The following is a 16,553-nucleotide window of genomic DNA, read 5'->3' on the forward strand; positions in this document are numbered from 1 at the left end:
TACCAAAGTAGAAACAATAGAAATGGGTATAGTTACTTCAACTACTAAAGAAAATACTGTTGCTCGTTTGTACAAAAACAAGAATAGCCGAATTAAGAAAGCTTTATCTTTTACAACAAAAAGAAACAAAGCTAAATTGGCTTAATTCCCGGTTCACTTCTAGGCCATCTGATATTTCTCGACAAGCATGCAACCCACATAGAATGTGGCGATAATAATCCAGACGATTTGCGGGATCATCCATTTGTATTCCTTTATCGGCAGCTTCTTTAATTTTTGCATATAAGATATCGTTGCCCAAAGTGTAAGCAGGTTACCGGCAAAGGCAACTTCCAGCTGGTTGAAGATAAAAGTATATAAAGGGTATAACCATACTAAAACCAAGAGAAAAACCCCAAATCTAAATACAGGATGTTTCCTTCCCTCAATATCGTAAACCTTATAGAGCATCCAGAACATAATGACCGTAAGCAAAATCCATACAGTGGCAGCTGCAGAGTCTATCCAGGATAGCGAATTGATAAGATCTTCCATAGTACTTATTTTATTTTGGTGTTAAGGTTCTGTTTATTTATTTGTCCAGAACCGGCTCAAGGACTTTCCAAACATTGTCAGCTACTATTTTTTGGCCTTCCACAGTAGGGTGGATGCCATCTTCTTGATTTAATTCAGGAATACCTGCTACATTATCAAGTAAAAAAGGAATAAGGCCCGCTTTGTTCATCTCGGCAAGCTCCGGAAATATCTTTCTGAATTCTGAAGTATACTCCTGACCCATATTGGGAGGTATTTGCATCCCCGCAATTACAATTGTCGTTTCTGGATTTTTAGCTTTAACAGCATCGATTATTTCCTGCAGGTTTTGCCTTGTTTCCTTTAATGGAATGCCGCGCAATCCATCATTTGCGCCCAATTCCAGTACAAAAACGTCTGCACTCTGATTTAAGACCCAGTTCAGCCTGTTTTTTCCGCTCGCAGTGGTTTCCCCGCTTAATCCCGCATTAATTACGGTATATTCTAAATTTAAAGAATCAATAATTTGTTGAATAACCGCAGGATAGGCTTGCTCTGTTTCGAGGCCGTAGCCCGCAGTAAGACTATCGCCAAAGAATACAATTAGTTTACCACTGTCTGAAGTAGTACTGCCATTATCGGTTTGTTCTGTATCAACTGATGAATTTCGGTCTGATTTGTCGGCCTTTTCTCCACAAGCCAGCAATAGTACGAAAACAAAAAAATAACGAAATTTTAAGAAGGTCTGCATGATTTAAGGGTCTAAAAGTCGAAATCATTTCCTTATTTTGCTGCGTTGTTGCAAACAAAATTCTAATAAACTAATAATGTCAAAGATATTAAACGTTCACCAACTGGGGAAGACCTATTCCAGTGGTTCTAAAAAACTAACTGTCCTGGATGCTATTTCCTTTGAAATAGAGAAGGGCGATACCTTTGCCATTGTGGGGCCTTCGGGTAGTGGTAAGACTACTTTACTGGGGCTTTGTGCAGGTTTAGACGAAGCTGATTCAGGCTCCATAGAACTTTGTGGGACCTCAATAAATGAATTAAGTGAAGATGAGCGTGCTTTACTGCGAAATAAGGAAGTAGGTTTTATATTTCAGGACTTTCAATTGTTACCAACGCTTACTGCCCTTGAGAATGTTAGTGTTCCTCTTGAGTTACAAGGTATAAAAAATGCCAAAACCCAGGCCATGGAGCTTTTACATAAGGTTGGGCTGGGGGATAGGTCGGACCATTACCCTTCACAGTTATCAGGTGGTGAGCAACAGCGTGTAGCATTGGCAAGAGCTTTTATAAATAATCCTTCCATTCTTTTTGCAGATGAACCAACGGGTAATCTTGATGAAGAAACGGGTGAAAAAGTAATACAACTCCTTTTTGAACTCAATAAAGAAGCGGGTACAACTTTGGTTATTGTCACACACGACTTGGATCTTGCAAAGCGTACGCAACATATACTAAGGCTTAAAAGGGGCAAAATAGCTTCAAATCAAAGTACTGTATTATCAACATGAAAATGCAAAAGGAAAAGATGTCTAATGCAACCACAGGCTGGCTATTTAAAATGGCCTGGCGGGATGGCAGGGCCAGTGGGGGAAGATTGATTTTGTTCATGGCTTCAATTATTCTCGGTATTACGGCACTGGTTTCAATTCAATCCTTTAGTGATAATCTGCAGGAAAATATTCGTCTGCAGTCCAAATTCCTGATGGGCGCAGATTTTATTATAGATTCAAGACAATTACCTAATGAAAGGGTTCAGGGAATTATGGATTCATTGGGCGGCGCCGAAGGAATGGAAGTCAATTTCGTATCCATGGCGTCATTCCCAGAAAGCAATGACAGTAAATTTGTACGCGTAAGGGGTGTTGAGGGTAGCTTTCCACTCTACGGGGAGTTGGAAACGGAACCTCAAAAAGCCGCAACAACCTATATCACCAAAAATGGGGCTTTGGTTGATGCTACCGTTATGTTGCAGTTCGATTTAGAAGTGGGCGATGTCATTAAAATTGGTGATACTACTTTACCTATTACCGGTATTCTTAAATCTGCACCTGGAAACAGTGGGTTGGCAAGTTCTGTAGCGCCGGCAGTTATTGTTCCTTATCAGATAATTGATCAGACAGGTCTTATTCAGGTTGGGAGCAGACTGGATTATAACTACTATTTTCGGGCACCAGAAGGGATGGATCTGGATATTCTCGATAAAGAACTCGACCCCATCCTGGATGCTGAAGGTGCTGATCTGGATACACATACATCAGGAAGCCGGCAATTGGGTAATTCATATGGTAATGTGGGCAAATTTCTTAATCTGGTGGCATTTATAGCTCTTTTATTAGGTTGTGTGGGTATAGCCAGTTCAGTCCAGATCTATATAAAAGAAAAATTAAGATCGGTGGCAGTACTCAAGTGTTTGGGAGCCAGCAGAAAGCAAACCTTCCTTATCTACTTGATCCAAATAGCCGGAATGGGATTGCTAGGAGGCCTCATAGGTACTTTGGCCGGTGTATTGCTGCAACTTACATTTCCTAGTCTGTTACAGGAATTTCTGCCTTTTGAGATACAATTGTCACTGGCTCCCCAACCCATTGTCATGGGTCTTTTACTGGGTGTCTTAATGTCTGTGCTCTTCGCGTTATTACCACTTATGAATACATGGTATGTTTCACCTTTACAAGTACTTCGCATTCAGGAAGCACCCGAGAAACGCCCGAAAAAGGCCAGGGCGCTTGTTCTTCTAGGAATATTGGTTTTTGTTTTCCTATTTTCACTTTGGCTATTACAAGACTGGCGCTACGCCCTTGGTTTTGTAATCTGTATTGCAGTGACATTCTCCATATTGGCCGGGGTAGCTACATTGTTTATGAAAGGCATTAAAAGATTTTTTCCGTCCAATTGGGGATTTACCTCGAGGCAGAGTTTATTAAACCTTTTCCGTCCAAATAACCAGACCATGGTGTTATTGGTGGCCATAGGAGTTGGTGCTTTTTTAATCAGTACCCTTTATTTTACAAAAGACATGTTGGTAGCCATGGCGCAGCTTGAAAACGATGGGAACAGCCCAAATATAATTTTGTTGGATGTGCAAAGTGAACAAAAAGAAGCAGTTGCACAAAGCATAACCCCTAAAGGCTTACCTATCTTAGATAATATTCCGATAGTGACAATGCGTGTGCATTCGATAAAAGGACGTGCCGCTAATGACCTAAGGCAAGATACCACGCTAACGATGAATAAATGGGTATTGAATCATGAATTCCGGGTTACATATAGGGATTCCATGATCTCTTCAGAGTCCCTTACTGAAGGTGAGTGGGTGTCTGAAACTCCAAAAGATGGCCTTATCCCGGTTTCCATTGCCGATAATATTGCCAGGGATGCTGAAGTAGTAGTTGGAGATACGATTGTTTTTAATGTCCAGGGTGTGTTGATGGAGACGGTAGTGGGAAATACCCGCGCGGTAGACTGGGCACGAATGCAGCCTAACTTTAATATAGTCTTTCCCAAGGGCGTCCTGGAAAATGCTCCTCAGTTTAATGTAATTACAACGAATGCCCCCAATGCTAAAGCTTCTGCCGGACTTCAACGGGAATTGGTCCAAAAATTTCCTAACATTTCGGTCCTGGATTTGCGTCAAATAGTAACCCTTATTGAGAATATCCTTGATAAGATCGCCTGGGTGATCAACTTTATGGCCTTTTTTAGTATCCTAACCGGAATTATTGTGTTAATAGGGGCAGTACGTACCAGTAAATATCAGCGAATTAAAGAGAGTGTTCTTCTAAGGACTTTAGGGGCGAAAAGCAAGCAAATTATGCAAATTACGGCGCTGGAGTACTTTTATCTGGGCGTACTTGGAAGTGGTATTGGGATATTACTTTCACTCATAAGCAGTCAGTTACTCGCCACTTTTGTATTTAAAACACCGTTTGTGCCCTCACCAGTGCCCTTTTTGGTCTTATTACCGGGAATAACATTACTCGTTTTGCTAATTGGGCTTAGTAATAGCAGGAGTGTGCTAAACAGCCCCCCATTGGTAGTGCTTCGGAAGGAAGGAAGTTGAAGTAATGGCATTTCAAATTTTATGCTGGATTTCTCAATCGCTGCTTCGCAGTTCATGTCGAAATGACTTGGGTGGTTTTTAATAGTCCAGTTTAAGCTACAACAGTCATTTCGAACCGAACGGAGTGAGTGTGAGAAATCTCGTCAAATAACCTCTTGATTTATGAATTCCCATTTCGGATTAAAAGCATTTATTAGGTTTTCTTTCTTTTTTCTACGCCACTTCTTAATTTCTTTTTCTCTAAGTATAGCGCTCTTCGGATCTTGGAAACCTTCATAGTATATTAGATAATAACAATTATATTTTCCGGCAAAAGACTTTTTTGAGTTTTGACTGTCAAAATAATGTTGTGATAGTCTTCTTTGGATATTATTGGTTATTCCGATGTAAATTGTGGTCCGGTTTGCATTAGTGGTTATATATACAAAGTAACGGTATAACATTTCTTTATTAGATTTCTCAATCGCTGCTTCGCAGCTCATGTCGAAATGACTGGTGGGTTTTTAAATTGCCTAACACTACCTATAACTGTCATTTCGAACCGAACGAAGTGAGTGTGAGAAATCTCAATTTAGGTGTTTTCAATGACACTTACATGCAGTCTGGATTTCTCAATCGCTGCTTCGCAGCTCATGTCGAAATGACTGGTGGGTTTCTAAATAGCCTAACACTACCTATAACTGTCATTTCGAACCGAACAGAGTGAGTGTGAGAAATCTTGTATTATCAATTTGGAATGCCCGCTAAAAAGCCCAAAATCCCGATTAAGGGTTTTATACCCCAAACCTATTCATCTGAGAATTTTATCACTTCATCGTAAATTCTCCCACCTACCGAAAATAAGGGACTTTCGGCGATTATAACCCTAAATATTTCACTTTCTGTAGTTATTTTATTGTACCCAATCTTATAACATGAAAGCTTATTTTACCTTTTTACTCATACTTTTTTTCGGAGCAGTTGCTCTAGCCCAAAATACAGCAGACCATGGTAAAGTTGAAACATTACAAATGGATATTTTTCTGGCTGATAGCCTTCCTGTTCCTAACAATAGTGGGCAAATTAAGACAGCAAAAGAAGACGCTATTACGCGCTTATACAAATTCAAGAATTCAAGAGTAAAGAAAGCTTTGGCTTTCCGTACAAAACAAAACAGACCCAAACTTGTTTAATCCCCAAACCTATGATACTATTTATTCTTTTATTACCCGTAGCCCTTTTGATAAGTTATGCCCTTGTTTTTCCAAAAACCAAAGGTGTTTTAAGACCTATTAAAGTTCCTTCAAAGCAAAGACAAGCTTTTAGATAATCATAGCTTTATTTTCTCACACCTGGGATGATAATCTATAGCAGGAAAGGCTATTCCTGAATACCGGGTTGTTTAATCTGATAATTCAGGCGATCTTTCTCTGCGTCTACCATCTGTTTAACTTCTTTAAGCAGTGCTTTGGCATCATAAATTATACCATCCTTTATGGTGTATTTTACCCCGCCAACCCGCACAACTTCGTTATCTTCGGTAAGTTTTATGGCGCCAGTGCCATATAGGACTTTCAGGTTTTCCAATGGATTTTCTGAAACAATAACAAAATCTGCTAGTTTTCCGACGGTAACGGTACCAATTTGATCATCGATCCCCAGGGCCTCTGCTCCGTTCAGGGTTGCAGAACGAATAATTTCTAAAGGATGAAACCCGGCTTCCCGCAGCAACTCCATTTCCCGGATATATGCAAAGCCATAGAGTTGAAAGATAAAGCCCGAATCTGAACCCGTAGTAACTCTGCCACCTCGATTTTTATATTCGTTTACGAAGGTCATCCAGAGTTTATAGTTCTTTTTCCAGGCAACCTCTTGTTCCGTTCCCCAATAATGCCAGTAAGAGCCATGGCTTATTTTACTTGGTTGGTAGAAATCCCATAAAGACGGAAGGGTATAATCTTCATGCCATTCTACCCGTCTCGCTCTTTGCAAGTCCCTGCTGGCTTCATAAATATTAAAGGTCGGATCCAGTGTAAAATCCAGGGCAATAAGTTCATCCATTACCTTATTCCAATGCTCTGAATAAGGTTTGGCAGCCTGCTGCCATAGTTTACCCGCTTCTTCAAAACGATGTTGCTCATTGTTGTAATTGTAGTCAAGAGGATAATCCTGTACGGTTCTATCTTCAAACAAAGCCTCAGGTAACCCATACCAGTGCTCCATACTGGTTAAGCCTGCCCGTGCTGAATGCAGCACATTCCATCTGGCCACATTAAGCTGAGCGTGATGACAAGCAGATCGCAAGCCTAATTTTTTGTTTTCATCTAAAGCTGCTGTCATAATTTCGGGAGGTGCCCCAAATAACTTAATGCCATCAGCTCCTTTTTTTGCATTGTTCCGTACCCATTCACGCGCCATTTCGGGAGTACTGATTACGGCATCACTACCCTGGCCAAAACCTGTATACGCCATAATTCGGGGTGCTACAATTTCATTGTTTGCGCTTTTTCTTTTCAGGTCCAGAGTAAAGTCCACACCCCGTCCGCTCGGTTCCCTTACGGTGGTAATTCCATGAGCCATCCAGAGCTTAAAAACATAATCTGGTTCTGCGCCTTGCGCTTTTCCCCCTATATGGCCGTGCATATCCACAAAGCCCGGAAGCAAATACATGCCCGTACAATTCAATTCTTTGCCACCCGGTTTTAGTTTCGGACGGTCTGAATCTTTTATAGCTACCCCGGGATAACCAACTACTTTAACGTTTTTGATTCGATTATTTACAACTTCAATATCCACAGGACCCATGGGTGGTGCGCCATTTCCGTTGATTAAAGTAACACCCCTTATAATAAGTTGAGAAAATGGTCCATCGCCCACGCTACTTTGTGCAATTATTGAAAGATTGCAACAAATGGTGAGTATTAACAAGATTTTTATTCTCTTTTGCATATTAGTCTTTTTGTTTCGGAACTTCAATCTTATCTCCCAGAAATAAGGCATTAAGGAATAATCTGTTAGTGCCGTACCATGATCCACGGAAATTTGGATTATCTGCGAACAATACCACTCTTCCACTACCAAGGGGACTTACAATAAGCGAAGCGGAAGATTTTAAGAATTCCTGGCTATTCTTTCTGCTTATGTAACCGTCTATTAAGGCATTTCTGGAATACCTGGCCACGGTAGAATATTCATTTTTGCTTGGGGAAAGCCAAACATTATTGTTTTTATAAACAGGGATATCCGAATCTCTGTAGCCAAAAGCCAATGGATGGGTAACATCCAGATCTACCTTTAATATAACCCCTCCAAGGCTTTCACGGCCAAGATTTTCATCGGCATCTACATAAGGTCTTCGCGGTACAGCTTTGGTAGAATCTATTTCCGATTTGGTAAGTTTTTCTTTAACAATTTTTTTATCAATTACCCATTTGGAAGCTGTTCCAACAGTGATCAGGGTATTCCCTTTTTTAACCCAGTCGGATAGTTTGGTTCGTTGTTTTTCGGTAAGGCTATACTTGCCTGAAATCATTACAAGGGTAGTGTATTGGTCTAATTTTACCTTGTCAAAATTTCTAACAGGGATTTTAGTAATTGGCATATGTACTCTGGTATCTAACAAATGCCAAACTTCACCGGCTTCGTAGGAGCGTGTACCATCACCAATAAGCATTGCTAATTTAGGGGTTTTTAATGGGCGAATATTTCTACTGCCTAAATCAATTCCCTGACTGCTGTAGCCGGTTGTTATCCCATAGATTGGAACCTGAAATTTTTCCTGGGCTTCAAGCACCCATTTATATACTTCATCTGCATCTTTCTTTTGAAGGCTTACCGGGAGAACCAAGGCGCCATAATTAAAGGATTTGTTGATATTATCGACCTTTGTAGTAAAAGGTTTAAAAGCAGAAGACAGGACCAACTTTTTAGATTGAAGAAAATTTAAAGCTGCCGGGGCATTGTAATCATCCCAGTCAATAATATAGGCATATGAGGATTTTTGTACAGTTTGGACTTTTACAAGACTATCTGTGGATGTAATTTTTTCGCCAGGGTTAACCCGTTTCAACGCCCGGTAATTGATATTATAGAAATTAGCCACAGACCAGGCAGACGCATCATAAAAAACGCTATCCCTATATTTTTTATAAGTTTCAAACATGGTTTGTACCATCCTGTATTGCGGCTGCGATGTGGGTACCACATAGGAATCGTTTCCGGATTTATACACGTCTATTTTGTGTATCAGGAGTTTATCAATAAATGCCTTAACCCTGTTTTTATCATAGCGATCTCCAAAACTGTAACCTTTTATTCCCCTAATAGCCGAGTTCATCATAGCGGATTTAAAGAACTCTTTTTGATAGGCTCGCAAGAAATCTTTGTTTTCAACTGCGGCTTTGACTGTGGTTATACTGGAAACATATTGATTTCGAATGGTAAACGGAAAGGTAATTTCACCAAAGGCGGTTTTCTGTTTATGGCCCCTGGAACTTGCCTGTTCAAATAAAAGTCCCAGTCCACCCTGTATATCGGGATATGAAGAACCGTAGCCGGGATAGGTACCGTCAAAAGCTTCTTTGGTAAAATAGAAGGAACCAATACTATCCAAAGCCTTGGCAAAGTAGTTCCCGAATAAATTATTCAGGTCTTCATAATTCTGTTTAGGCATTATTGGATTTAGTGATCCATTTGCTTTCATAGGTTCGAAGAAATAGGTGCTTTGTGTACCCATTTCATGAAAATCCGTCACCACATTGGGATACCATTCGTGATACCATTTTAGTTTACCCCTGCTTTCAGGATTAATAGCCAGTAGCCAATCTCGGTTAAGGTCGAACCAATAATGATTTGTGCGCCCTCCGGGCCAGTACTCGTTGTGTTCTGCATCTTGTGGGTCCGCTACAAGTGGCTTGCCCTGATAGGTGTTTGCCCATTGCGTATGTCTATCCCGGCCATCAGGATTAATGGTTGGATCAATAAAAATTACCGCATTGTTCAGGTAATTTTGTATCTCGGGATTGTCCGAAGCTACAAATGTATAAGCACTTAAAAGAGCTGCCTCAGAGCTTGAAGGTTCGTTACCATGTACGTTGTAGCCCAAATTTATAAAAATGGGTAGGGATGCGTCTGTAGAAGGCGATTTATTGGGATCAGTGAAAGCGAGGTGTCTTTCCTTGAGCGCTTCTAAATTATCCAGATTTTCGGGAGTGGTAATGGTAAGGATCACGAGTTTTCGTCCCTCATGTGTTCTCCCGTATTCATGAATAGAAGCCCGGTCCGAGAGTTCTGCGAGTTTTTCTAGATAAGCGACAATAAGATCATGTCTGGTATGATGTTCTCCAATGCCATAACCCAAAAACTCTTCAGGGGAAGGGATATTGCTGTTAAAGGGATGGTATTTTTTTAGAAAGTAATCCTGGCTAAATAGGAGGGAAGTGCTTAGCAATAGGCCAACAAATAAAATATTCTTCATGAAAGTAAAGTTGAATTAGTCGGCTAAATATAGGGATAATTGACTTAAGAAGAAGTGTTGCCAGGAGAAGAAGTTAATCATCATTAGTTACCTTGCTATCTCCAGTTAGGACAAGGTTTATGCAATAGATTGATGAAATTCATTTTCACCAACTTCTTTGAAATTAACGATGTAGTTAGTGCCTTTTTTAGAAAAGTCCCTGATAATAGTTCCTTTTAACTGACGCGTAAGATTATGAATTAATTTCAGGCCCAGAGAACGGGTGTTTTTAAAATTCACTTCTTCTGAAAAACCAACGCCATTGTCTCCTATGTTCAGCACATAGTCCTTATCTCCGGTTTTCTCCAAATCAATATGTATTTCACCCTGATCGTCCCCTTTAATTCCATATTTAAGAGCATTAGTTAAGGCTTCGTTTATAAGGAGTCCCAGTGGAATAGCTGTATCTATACCCAACTCAATCTGAGGAATATTAATATTCACCTTAACATTACTGTCCGCTCCCTTGACAGATTTAACCAGGTATTCGCTTAATTCTTCAACATAGGCCCTATAATTTATTTTAGACAGATCTTCCCTCATGTAAAGCATTTCATGAACCATTGCCATTGAGATGACTCTGTTTTGACTGCTTTTTATAAGATTTTTTACCTTATCATCCTTTATTCCCCTGGATTGAAGACTTAATAAACTGGAAACTGTTTGCAGGTTGTTTTTGACCCGGTGATGTACTTCTTTGAGCAGGGTGTCCTTCTCATGGATCCTTTCTTCAATTTCCATCTTGGTTTTATATAAATTATGATGTGCTTTTAATAGGTTTTTACCAAGAACGCCACCCAGGAGGTATACAGAGAACACAATACTTAAAAAGCTAAAGAGGTTTTGGCTTTCAGGAGGAACCACATTCCGGGTTATTGAAAAATCCGAAATCCCCTGAACAAAAATTAAGGTAATAATCAGCACAGTGATATACATATAGATCATGCCATAACGCCGTGTGGAAGCATATCCTGCAAACACAACGATTGCCAGAACAAAAATAAACGGACTGTTAATGCCGCCTGTCAACATGGTGATGGCAGTAGCTGCAGCCAGGCCAAGAATAGAAAGGATATTGTATGTAAGGGACAGATTTTTATGAGAAGCATAGGCCAGGTTATTGATTATACTCAATGCACCAAAAGCAATAAATATATGGGGAACCAATTCATAGATGTCAAGAAAAAAGAGGCAAACGAAACCAAAGATTAAGCCGAAAATAGAAGCAAAATAGCTAACCCTAAGGGTAAGGCGTATTTTATCCTTTATTCTTTGCTGATGTTTGATAGCTTTTTCCATTGTCTTACCTTAAAATCATTATTGTAGCTATACTACATTTAGAAAATAGCAACAAGATTAAGAAAGCGAAATCCCTTAATAGTGTAAAGCTATATATGTTTTGGCATATATTCAACAGCTAAGCAGACAAAAAATAATTTTATTATTGACAATTCTCATGATCTCTATCTTACCTAATAGTGCTAACCTCTAATTTTTTTTGGTCGTAAATTGGTCAGATCTTTTATCTTAACAGCTGTGCCTGTTTCAATACTTTTTCTTGCAGCAATACCTATAAGTATTGACATTGCACCATCTCTACTTCCAGCGGTCCTGTCAAATGGGTCTGCTGAATCCGGGGTTCTAAACATTTTATCCTGCAGGCGTTTATCGCCACCTCCATGGCCGCCTTTTTCCATTTCCACTTTAACCTTTTCAAAATCGTTCCATAATTTATGAACTATTATAGGTTCCTGATGCACGCCTTCTTCGTTTTCCTGATCCATTTCGCGTTCGTGCATTTCAGCCTGATCTATATTCATCTTTTTGTAATAAGGGATATCCATCCATGCTTCTATTCTTCCCTCGGTACCATTGAATGCCACCCGCCAACCTTCCAGGGGAGAATATGTAGTGAGTGAATAATTTAACTGCACATTATTTTGATATTTAACCTGTGCAGACATCTTATCATAAATATTTATTTCATTTCTAAAGAGGCAGTTATCCCGGATATAACCGTCATATTTCTCATTGTCCGCATAAAGATCTGTTAAAAATATATTCTTGGTAATATCCCAATAGAAGTCACATTCAGATTGATGGGTACATGTTCTGCAGTTATCACCGCGGATTGTTCCATTTTTACCGTAGAACTCCAGATCACCAAATGCAAATACTTCCGCCGGTTCAGAATTAATCCACCAGTTAAGCAAATCAAAATGATGAGTAGCCTTGTGTACCCATAAAGATCCGCTACTTTCCATTTGCCCATGCCATCTCCTAAAATAACTGGCACCGTGATAGGTGTTCAGATACCAATGAAAGTCTACTGAAGTTAATTTTCCAATTGAGTTTTTTGCCAGAAGTTCTTTAATCTTTGTATTGTAAGGACTCCAGCGGTAATTAAAACCTACAATAAGGTTTTTTCCGGATTTTATTTCGGCGTCAAGTATAGCCTGACATTTATTCTCATCGGTTGTTAGCGGTTTTTCTGTAAGCACATCACAACCCATTTCCATCGCTTTAATAATAAACTCATGGTGATTGGCATCTTTGGTCGTAACAATGACAAGATCTGGCCTGGAAACCTGAATCATTTCCTCAAAATTTAGAAAAGCAGGACAATTGGCCCCGGTGTACTCCTTTGCAAATGACAGGCGCCCCGGGTTTATATCGCACATGCCTACAAACTCCAGAATATCTGAATATTGATCTACCAGGCGTTTACCCCAAAATGTGATTCCCCTGATACCTGTTCCTACAAGTGCAATTTTTAGTTTTTCATTATGTCCAAAATGAAACTGTGAAATGGGCATGGCATAAGAGGCTGCCAACATGCTAACTGACGTTAGAAATTTTCGTCGGGAAGTTTTCATATCAAAAGGATAATTAAGTGCTGTTACCTAAAGATAGCTCAATTTAAACAAAAAAGGCGCCCTTAGTCGGACGCCTGTAGCATTATTAGTTGATAAATTGTTAATCTTCTATCAAAACCCATTCACCTTTGTCTATTAAAGGTTCTGCCTGTTTAAATTTTAGCGTTTTGCTTTCGCCGGACATTACATTTTTTATAGTGACTCTTACGTTTCTGCCAATTTTGGGTTTTTCCCTTACAATGGTTTCTGTTATAGGAGCTCTGCCCTGATTTTGCCCAGCCGCTCTGTTCTGTGCAGCCAATTCATCACTATTAGGGATTTCCTCCTTGGTGGTCTTTAGTTTTTCCTTAGGCCTTCTCACATTTCGGGCTTCCTGGATATCACTGGTATCAGACGAGGGTAATTCCCCTTTAAAGAGGAAGGAAACAACTTCCTTATTCACCTTGTCGATCATGCTTTTAAAAAGTTCAAAAGCTTCAAATTTATAAATCAACAGGGGATCTTTCTGCTCGTGAACTGCTAATTGAACAGACTGCTTCAACTCGTCCATTTTCCTTAGGTGAGTTTTCCATGCATCATCAATTATTGCAAGTGTTATATTCTTTTCAAAATCCGTAACCAATTCTTTACCATTGGTTTCGTAGGCATTTTTAAGATTAGTAACCACATTTAGCGACTTAATACCATCGGTGAAAGGAACAACAATTCGTTCAAATTTATTGCTGCTGTCTTCGTAAACCTTTTTAATTACAGGAAAGGCGGTGGCAGCACTTCGTTCCATTTTGTTTTGGTAATACTCATAGGCCGCGGCATAGGTCGTATTTGCTATTTCCTGAAAACTTTGTTTGGTGAATTCTTCCTCTGTAACCGGTGAAGTAATGGAAAAATACTTTATCAGTTCAAATTCAAAATTTTTGTAATCACTCGCGGCCTTATTTGTATCAGCAATAACTTCACAGGTATCATACACCATGTTCGCAATATCAACTTTAAGTCGCTCTCCCTGAAGCGCATGGCGTCTTCTTTTATAGACAACTTCACGTTGGGCATTCATAACATCGTCATATTCCAAAAGTCGTTTACGGATACCGAAATTATTTTCTTCAACTTTCTTCTGAGCTCGTTCAATAGATTTGGTCATCATGGAGTGCTGGATTACTTCGCCTTCTTCAAGCCCCATCCTATCCATCATTTTGGCAACCCTGTCCGATCCAAAGAGACGCATTAAATTATCCTCTAAAGAGACATAAAATTGTGAGCTACCGGGATCCCCCTGGCGTCCCGAACGTCCTCGTAACTGTCGGTCTACACGTCTTGAATCATGTCTTTCTGTACCAACAATGGCTAATCCACCAGCTTTTTTGACCTCATCCGATAATTTAATATCCGTACCTCTACCGGCCATATTTGTTGCAATAGTCACTATCCCTGCATTCCCCGCTTCTGCTACAATATCTGCCTCTTTCTTATGGAGTTTCGCATTCAAAACGTTATGAGGAATTTTTCTGATCCCCAACATGCGGGACAATAATTCTGAGATTTCCACAGAAGTTGTACCAATTAGTACGGGTCTCTTCTGTTCAGAAAGCTTTGTAACTTCTTCAATGATTGCGTTGTATTTTTCCCTTTTGGTCTTGTAGATCAGATCGTTTCTGTCATCCCTGGCAATAGGCCTGTTGGTAGGGATCTCCATTACATCTAATTTATAAATCTCCCAAAATTCACCTGCTTCGGTTACCGCTGTACCGGTCATACCGGAAAGCTTTTTGTACATCCTGAAATAGTTCTGCAAAGTAACCGTAGCAAAAGTCTGAGTCATTGCTTCGATTTTTACATTCTCTTTCGCTTCAATAGCCTGATGCAACCCGTCTGAATACCTTCGCCCATCCATGATCCGGCCAGTTTGTTCATCCACAATCATGACCTTATTTTCTATGACCACATATTCCACATCTTTTTCGAAAAGGGTGTATGCTTTGAGCAGCTGACTCAAGGTATGGATGCGTTCACTTTTTACGGCAAAATCTTTGAACAACTCCTCTTTCTGCGCTGCTTCCTGTTCAATTTCCAGGTTTTGATTTTCAATTTTTGCAATTTCACTTCCAATATCGGGCATGACAAAGAAATCTTTTTGCTGATCCCCTGAAATATATTCTATTCCCTTATCGGTAAGTTCAATCTGGTTGTTCTTTTCATCTATGACGAACAACAATTCAGCGTCTACCTGGGGCATCTCCCGATTGTTATCCTGCATATAGAAATTCTCAGTTTTTTGCAGTAATTGTTTAATACCTTCCTCACTGAGAAATTTTATAAGCGCTTTGTTTTTGGGCAAGCCTCTGTGAACCCTTAGCAATAAAAAGCCACCTTCCTTGGTATTACCTGCTGCAATTTCTTTTTTAGCTTCAGCCAGCACTCCGGTGAGGTACTGACGTTGTCTTTGAACGATGTCCGAAACTTTGGGCTTTAATTCATTGAATTCATGTCGGTCTCCTTCCGGTACGGGTCCGGATATTATTAAGGGAGTACGGGCATCATCAACAAGTACAGAATCTACCTCATCTACAATAGCATAATGATGTGGCCTTTGTACCAGGTCTCCTGGTGTATGGGCCATATTATCCCTCAAATAATCGAATCCGAACTCGTTATTGGTTCCATAGGTAATATCAGCATTATAAGCCGCTCTTCGGCCTTCAGAATTGGGTTGATGCCTGTCTATGCAATCGACAGAAAGTCCATGGAATTCGAAAATAGGAGCCATCCAGGTACTATCCCTCTTAGCCAGGTAATCATTTACCGTTACCAAATGGGCCCCTTTACCGGCCAAAGCATTTAGGTACATTGGTAATGTAGCAACAAGGGTTTTACCTTCACCGGTCTGCATCTCTGCAATCTTTCCCTGGTGCAAAGCAATACCTCCAATTAACTGTACATCATAGTGCACCATATCCCAGGTTACTTCTTTACCTGCAGCATCCCATGAATTTAACCAAATGGCATTATCGCCATCGAGACTTACATAGTCTTTTGAACCTGATAAAAGCCTGTCAAATTCTGTAGCTTCAACAGTGATGGTCTCATTATTTACAAATCGCTTGGCAGTTTCCTTCACTACTGCAAAGGCTTCGGGAAGAATATCGTTTAAAGTACCTTCTGTAATCTTGTATGCCTCCTCTTCAAGCCTGTCAATTTCAGTATAAATTTCTTCATTCCTATCAATATCTGTGGAGGCCTGTACTTCTTTTAATAAGGTGTCAATCTGCTTCTGCTGTTCTTCAGTAGCCTTTTTTATGGTTTGTTTGAAGTTATTTGTTTTTTGTCTCAGTTCATTATGGTCCAAACTTTCAATAGCCGCCTCAAAGGACTTAATCTCTTTTAAGATAGGCTGCAGTTCCTTAACATCTTTCTTCGCCTTGTCACCTACGAATGCCTTGATGACTGAATTTAAAATACTCATAAATTATTATTGTTTTGATAGCATGCGCTCCAATTCTTAAAGTGCATTAGAGAAAGTCTTTAAAACGGGTAGTATGCTATAGCATTGTAATATCCTTTGTTAAGCAAAAGGTATTCCAGATTATAAATTTGTGCTTAA

At 39.8% G+C, this 16,553-nt stretch carries 11 protein-coding genes; 3 read left to right on the forward strand and 8 right to left on the reverse strand.

Annotated elements, in window-relative coordinates; all coding sequences use genetic code 11:
* Window positions 1-159: 159 nt before the first annotated feature.
* Window positions 160-534 (reverse strand): tryptophan-rich sensory protein, encoded by a 375-nt coding sequence (locus tag Q0X77_RS10515; RefSeq protein WP_297797018.1) that lies wholly within the window; start codon window positions 532-534, stop codon window positions 160-162.
* Between the two features lie 37 nt (window positions 535-571).
* A complete protein-coding gene (locus Q0X77_RS10520) occupies window positions 572-1,264 on the reverse strand; it encodes an arylesterase (protein WP_297797020.1) in 693 nt (230 codons plus the stop codon).
* 76 nt (window positions 1,265-1,340) lie between these two features.
* Between Q0X77_RS10520 and Q0X77_RS10525 the strand changes: the two genes are divergently transcribed.
* Both Q0X77_RS10525 and Q0X77_RS10530 read left to right on the forward strand, forming a co-directional pair.
* Complete coding sequence (locus Q0X77_RS10525) at window positions 1,341-2,033, forward strand: ABC transporter ATP-binding protein (protein WP_297797023.1); 693 nt, start codon at window positions 1,341-1,343, stop codon at window positions 2,031-2,033.
* 2 nt (window positions 2,034-2,035) lie between these two features.
* On the forward strand, window positions 2,036-4,585 hold the full coding sequence (locus Q0X77_RS10530; protein WP_297797028.1) for an FtsX-like permease family protein: 2,550 nt from the start codon (window positions 2,036-2,038) through the stop codon (window positions 4,583-4,585).
* 143 nt (window positions 4,586-4,728) lie between these two features.
* Here the strand turns inward: Q0X77_RS10530 and Q0X77_RS10535 are convergent, their stop codons facing one another.
* Window positions 4,729-5,067, reverse strand: coding sequence for a GIY-YIG nuclease family protein (locus Q0X77_RS10535; protein WP_366939206.1), 339 nt, complete (start codon window positions 5,065-5,067; stop codon window positions 4,729-4,731).
* A gap of 432 nt (window positions 5,068-5,499) precedes the next feature.
* Between Q0X77_RS10535 and Q0X77_RS10540 the strand changes: the two genes are divergently transcribed.
* Window positions 5,500-5,757, forward strand: coding sequence for a hypothetical protein (locus tag Q0X77_RS10540; protein WP_297797035.1), 258 nt, complete (start codon window positions 5,500-5,502; stop codon window positions 5,755-5,757).
* 187 nt (window positions 5,758-5,944) lie between these two features.
* Here the strand turns inward: Q0X77_RS10540 and Q0X77_RS10545 are convergent, their stop codons facing one another.
* The 5 genes from Q0X77_RS10545 to secA all read right to left on the reverse strand — a co-directional run bounded on the left by Q0X77_RS10545 (window position 5,945) and on the right by secA (window position 16,415).
* The gene (locus tag Q0X77_RS10545; RefSeq protein WP_297797039.1) at window positions 5,945-7,513 is read right to left on the reverse strand and encodes an amidohydrolase family protein; all 1,569 of its coding nucleotides are present in this window, start codon (window positions 7,511-7,513) and stop codon (window positions 5,945-5,947) included.
* Window position 7,514: 1 nt separating this feature from the next.
* Entirely contained in the window at window positions 7,515-10,040 is a 2,526-nt protein-coding gene (locus tag Q0X77_RS10550; RefSeq protein ID WP_297797042.1) for a M14 family zinc carboxypeptidase, read from the reverse strand.
* A 117-nt stretch (window positions 10,041-10,157) separates the two neighbouring features.
* On the reverse strand, window positions 10,158-11,378 hold the full coding sequence (locus tag Q0X77_RS10555; protein WP_297797045.1) for a histidine kinase dimerization/phosphoacceptor domain -containing protein: 1,221 nt from the start codon (window positions 11,376-11,378) through the stop codon (window positions 10,158-10,160).
* Between the two features lie 182 nt (window positions 11,379-11,560).
* Window positions 11,561-12,955 (reverse strand): Gfo/Idh/MocA family oxidoreductase, encoded by a 1,395-nt coding sequence (locus tag Q0X77_RS10560; RefSeq protein ID WP_297797048.1) that lies wholly within the window; start codon window positions 12,953-12,955, stop codon window positions 11,561-11,563.
* 100 nt (window positions 12,956-13,055) lie between these two features.
* Window positions 13,056-16,415, reverse strand: a complete 3,360-nt coding sequence (gene secA, locus Q0X77_RS10565; RefSeq protein ID WP_297797051.1) for a preprotein translocase subunit SecA — start codon at window positions 16,413-16,415, stop codon at window positions 13,056-13,058.
* Window positions 16,416-16,553: the final 138 nt, after the last annotated feature.

This window comes from uncultured Eudoraea sp. (assembly GCF_947258925.1).
Taxonomy (GTDB): domain Bacteria; phylum Bacteroidota; class Bacteroidia; order Flavobacteriales; family Flavobacteriaceae; genus Eudoraea.

Bases quoted from the DNA above. Each gene is read 5' to 3' on its own strand.
- Q0X77_RS10515 (WP_297797018.1), bottom strand. From the start codon at position 534: ATGGAAGATCTTATCAATTCGCTATCCTGGATAGACTCTGCAGCTGCC.
- Q0X77_RS10520 (WP_297797020.1), bottom strand. From the start codon at position 1,264: ATGCAGACCTTCTTAAAATTTCGTTATTTTTTTGTTTTCGTACTATTG.
- Q0X77_RS10525 (WP_297797023.1), top strand. From the start codon at position 1,341: ATGTCAAAGATATTAAACGTTCACCAACTGGGGAAGACCTATTCCAGT.
- Q0X77_RS10530 (WP_297797028.1), top strand. From the start codon at position 2,036: ATGCAAAAGGAAAAGATGTCTAATGCAACCACAGGCTGGCTATTTAAA.
- Q0X77_RS10535 (WP_366939206.1), bottom strand. From the start codon at position 5,067: ATGAGCTGCGAAGCAGCGATTGAGAAATCTAATAAAGAAATGTTATAC.
- Q0X77_RS10540 (WP_297797035.1), top strand. From the start codon at position 5,500: ATGAAAGCTTATTTTACCTTTTTACTCATACTTTTTTTCGGAGCAGTT.
- Q0X77_RS10545 (WP_297797039.1), bottom strand. From the start codon at position 7,513: ATGCAAAAGAGAATAAAAATCTTGTTAATACTCACCATTTGTTGCAAT.
- Q0X77_RS10550 (WP_297797042.1), bottom strand. From the start codon at position 10,040: ATGAAGAATATTTTATTTGTTGGCCTATTGCTAAGCACTTCCCTCCTA.
- Q0X77_RS10555 (WP_297797045.1), bottom strand. From the start codon at position 11,378: ATGGAAAAAGCTATCAAACATCAGCAAAGAATAAAGGATAAAATACGC.
- Q0X77_RS10560 (WP_297797048.1), bottom strand. From the start codon at position 12,955: ATGAAAACTTCCCGACGAAAATTTCTAACGTCAGTTAGCATGTTGGCA.
- secA (WP_297797051.1), bottom strand. From the start codon at position 16,415: ATGAGTATTTTAAATTCAGTCATCAAGGCATTCGTAGGTGACAAGGCG.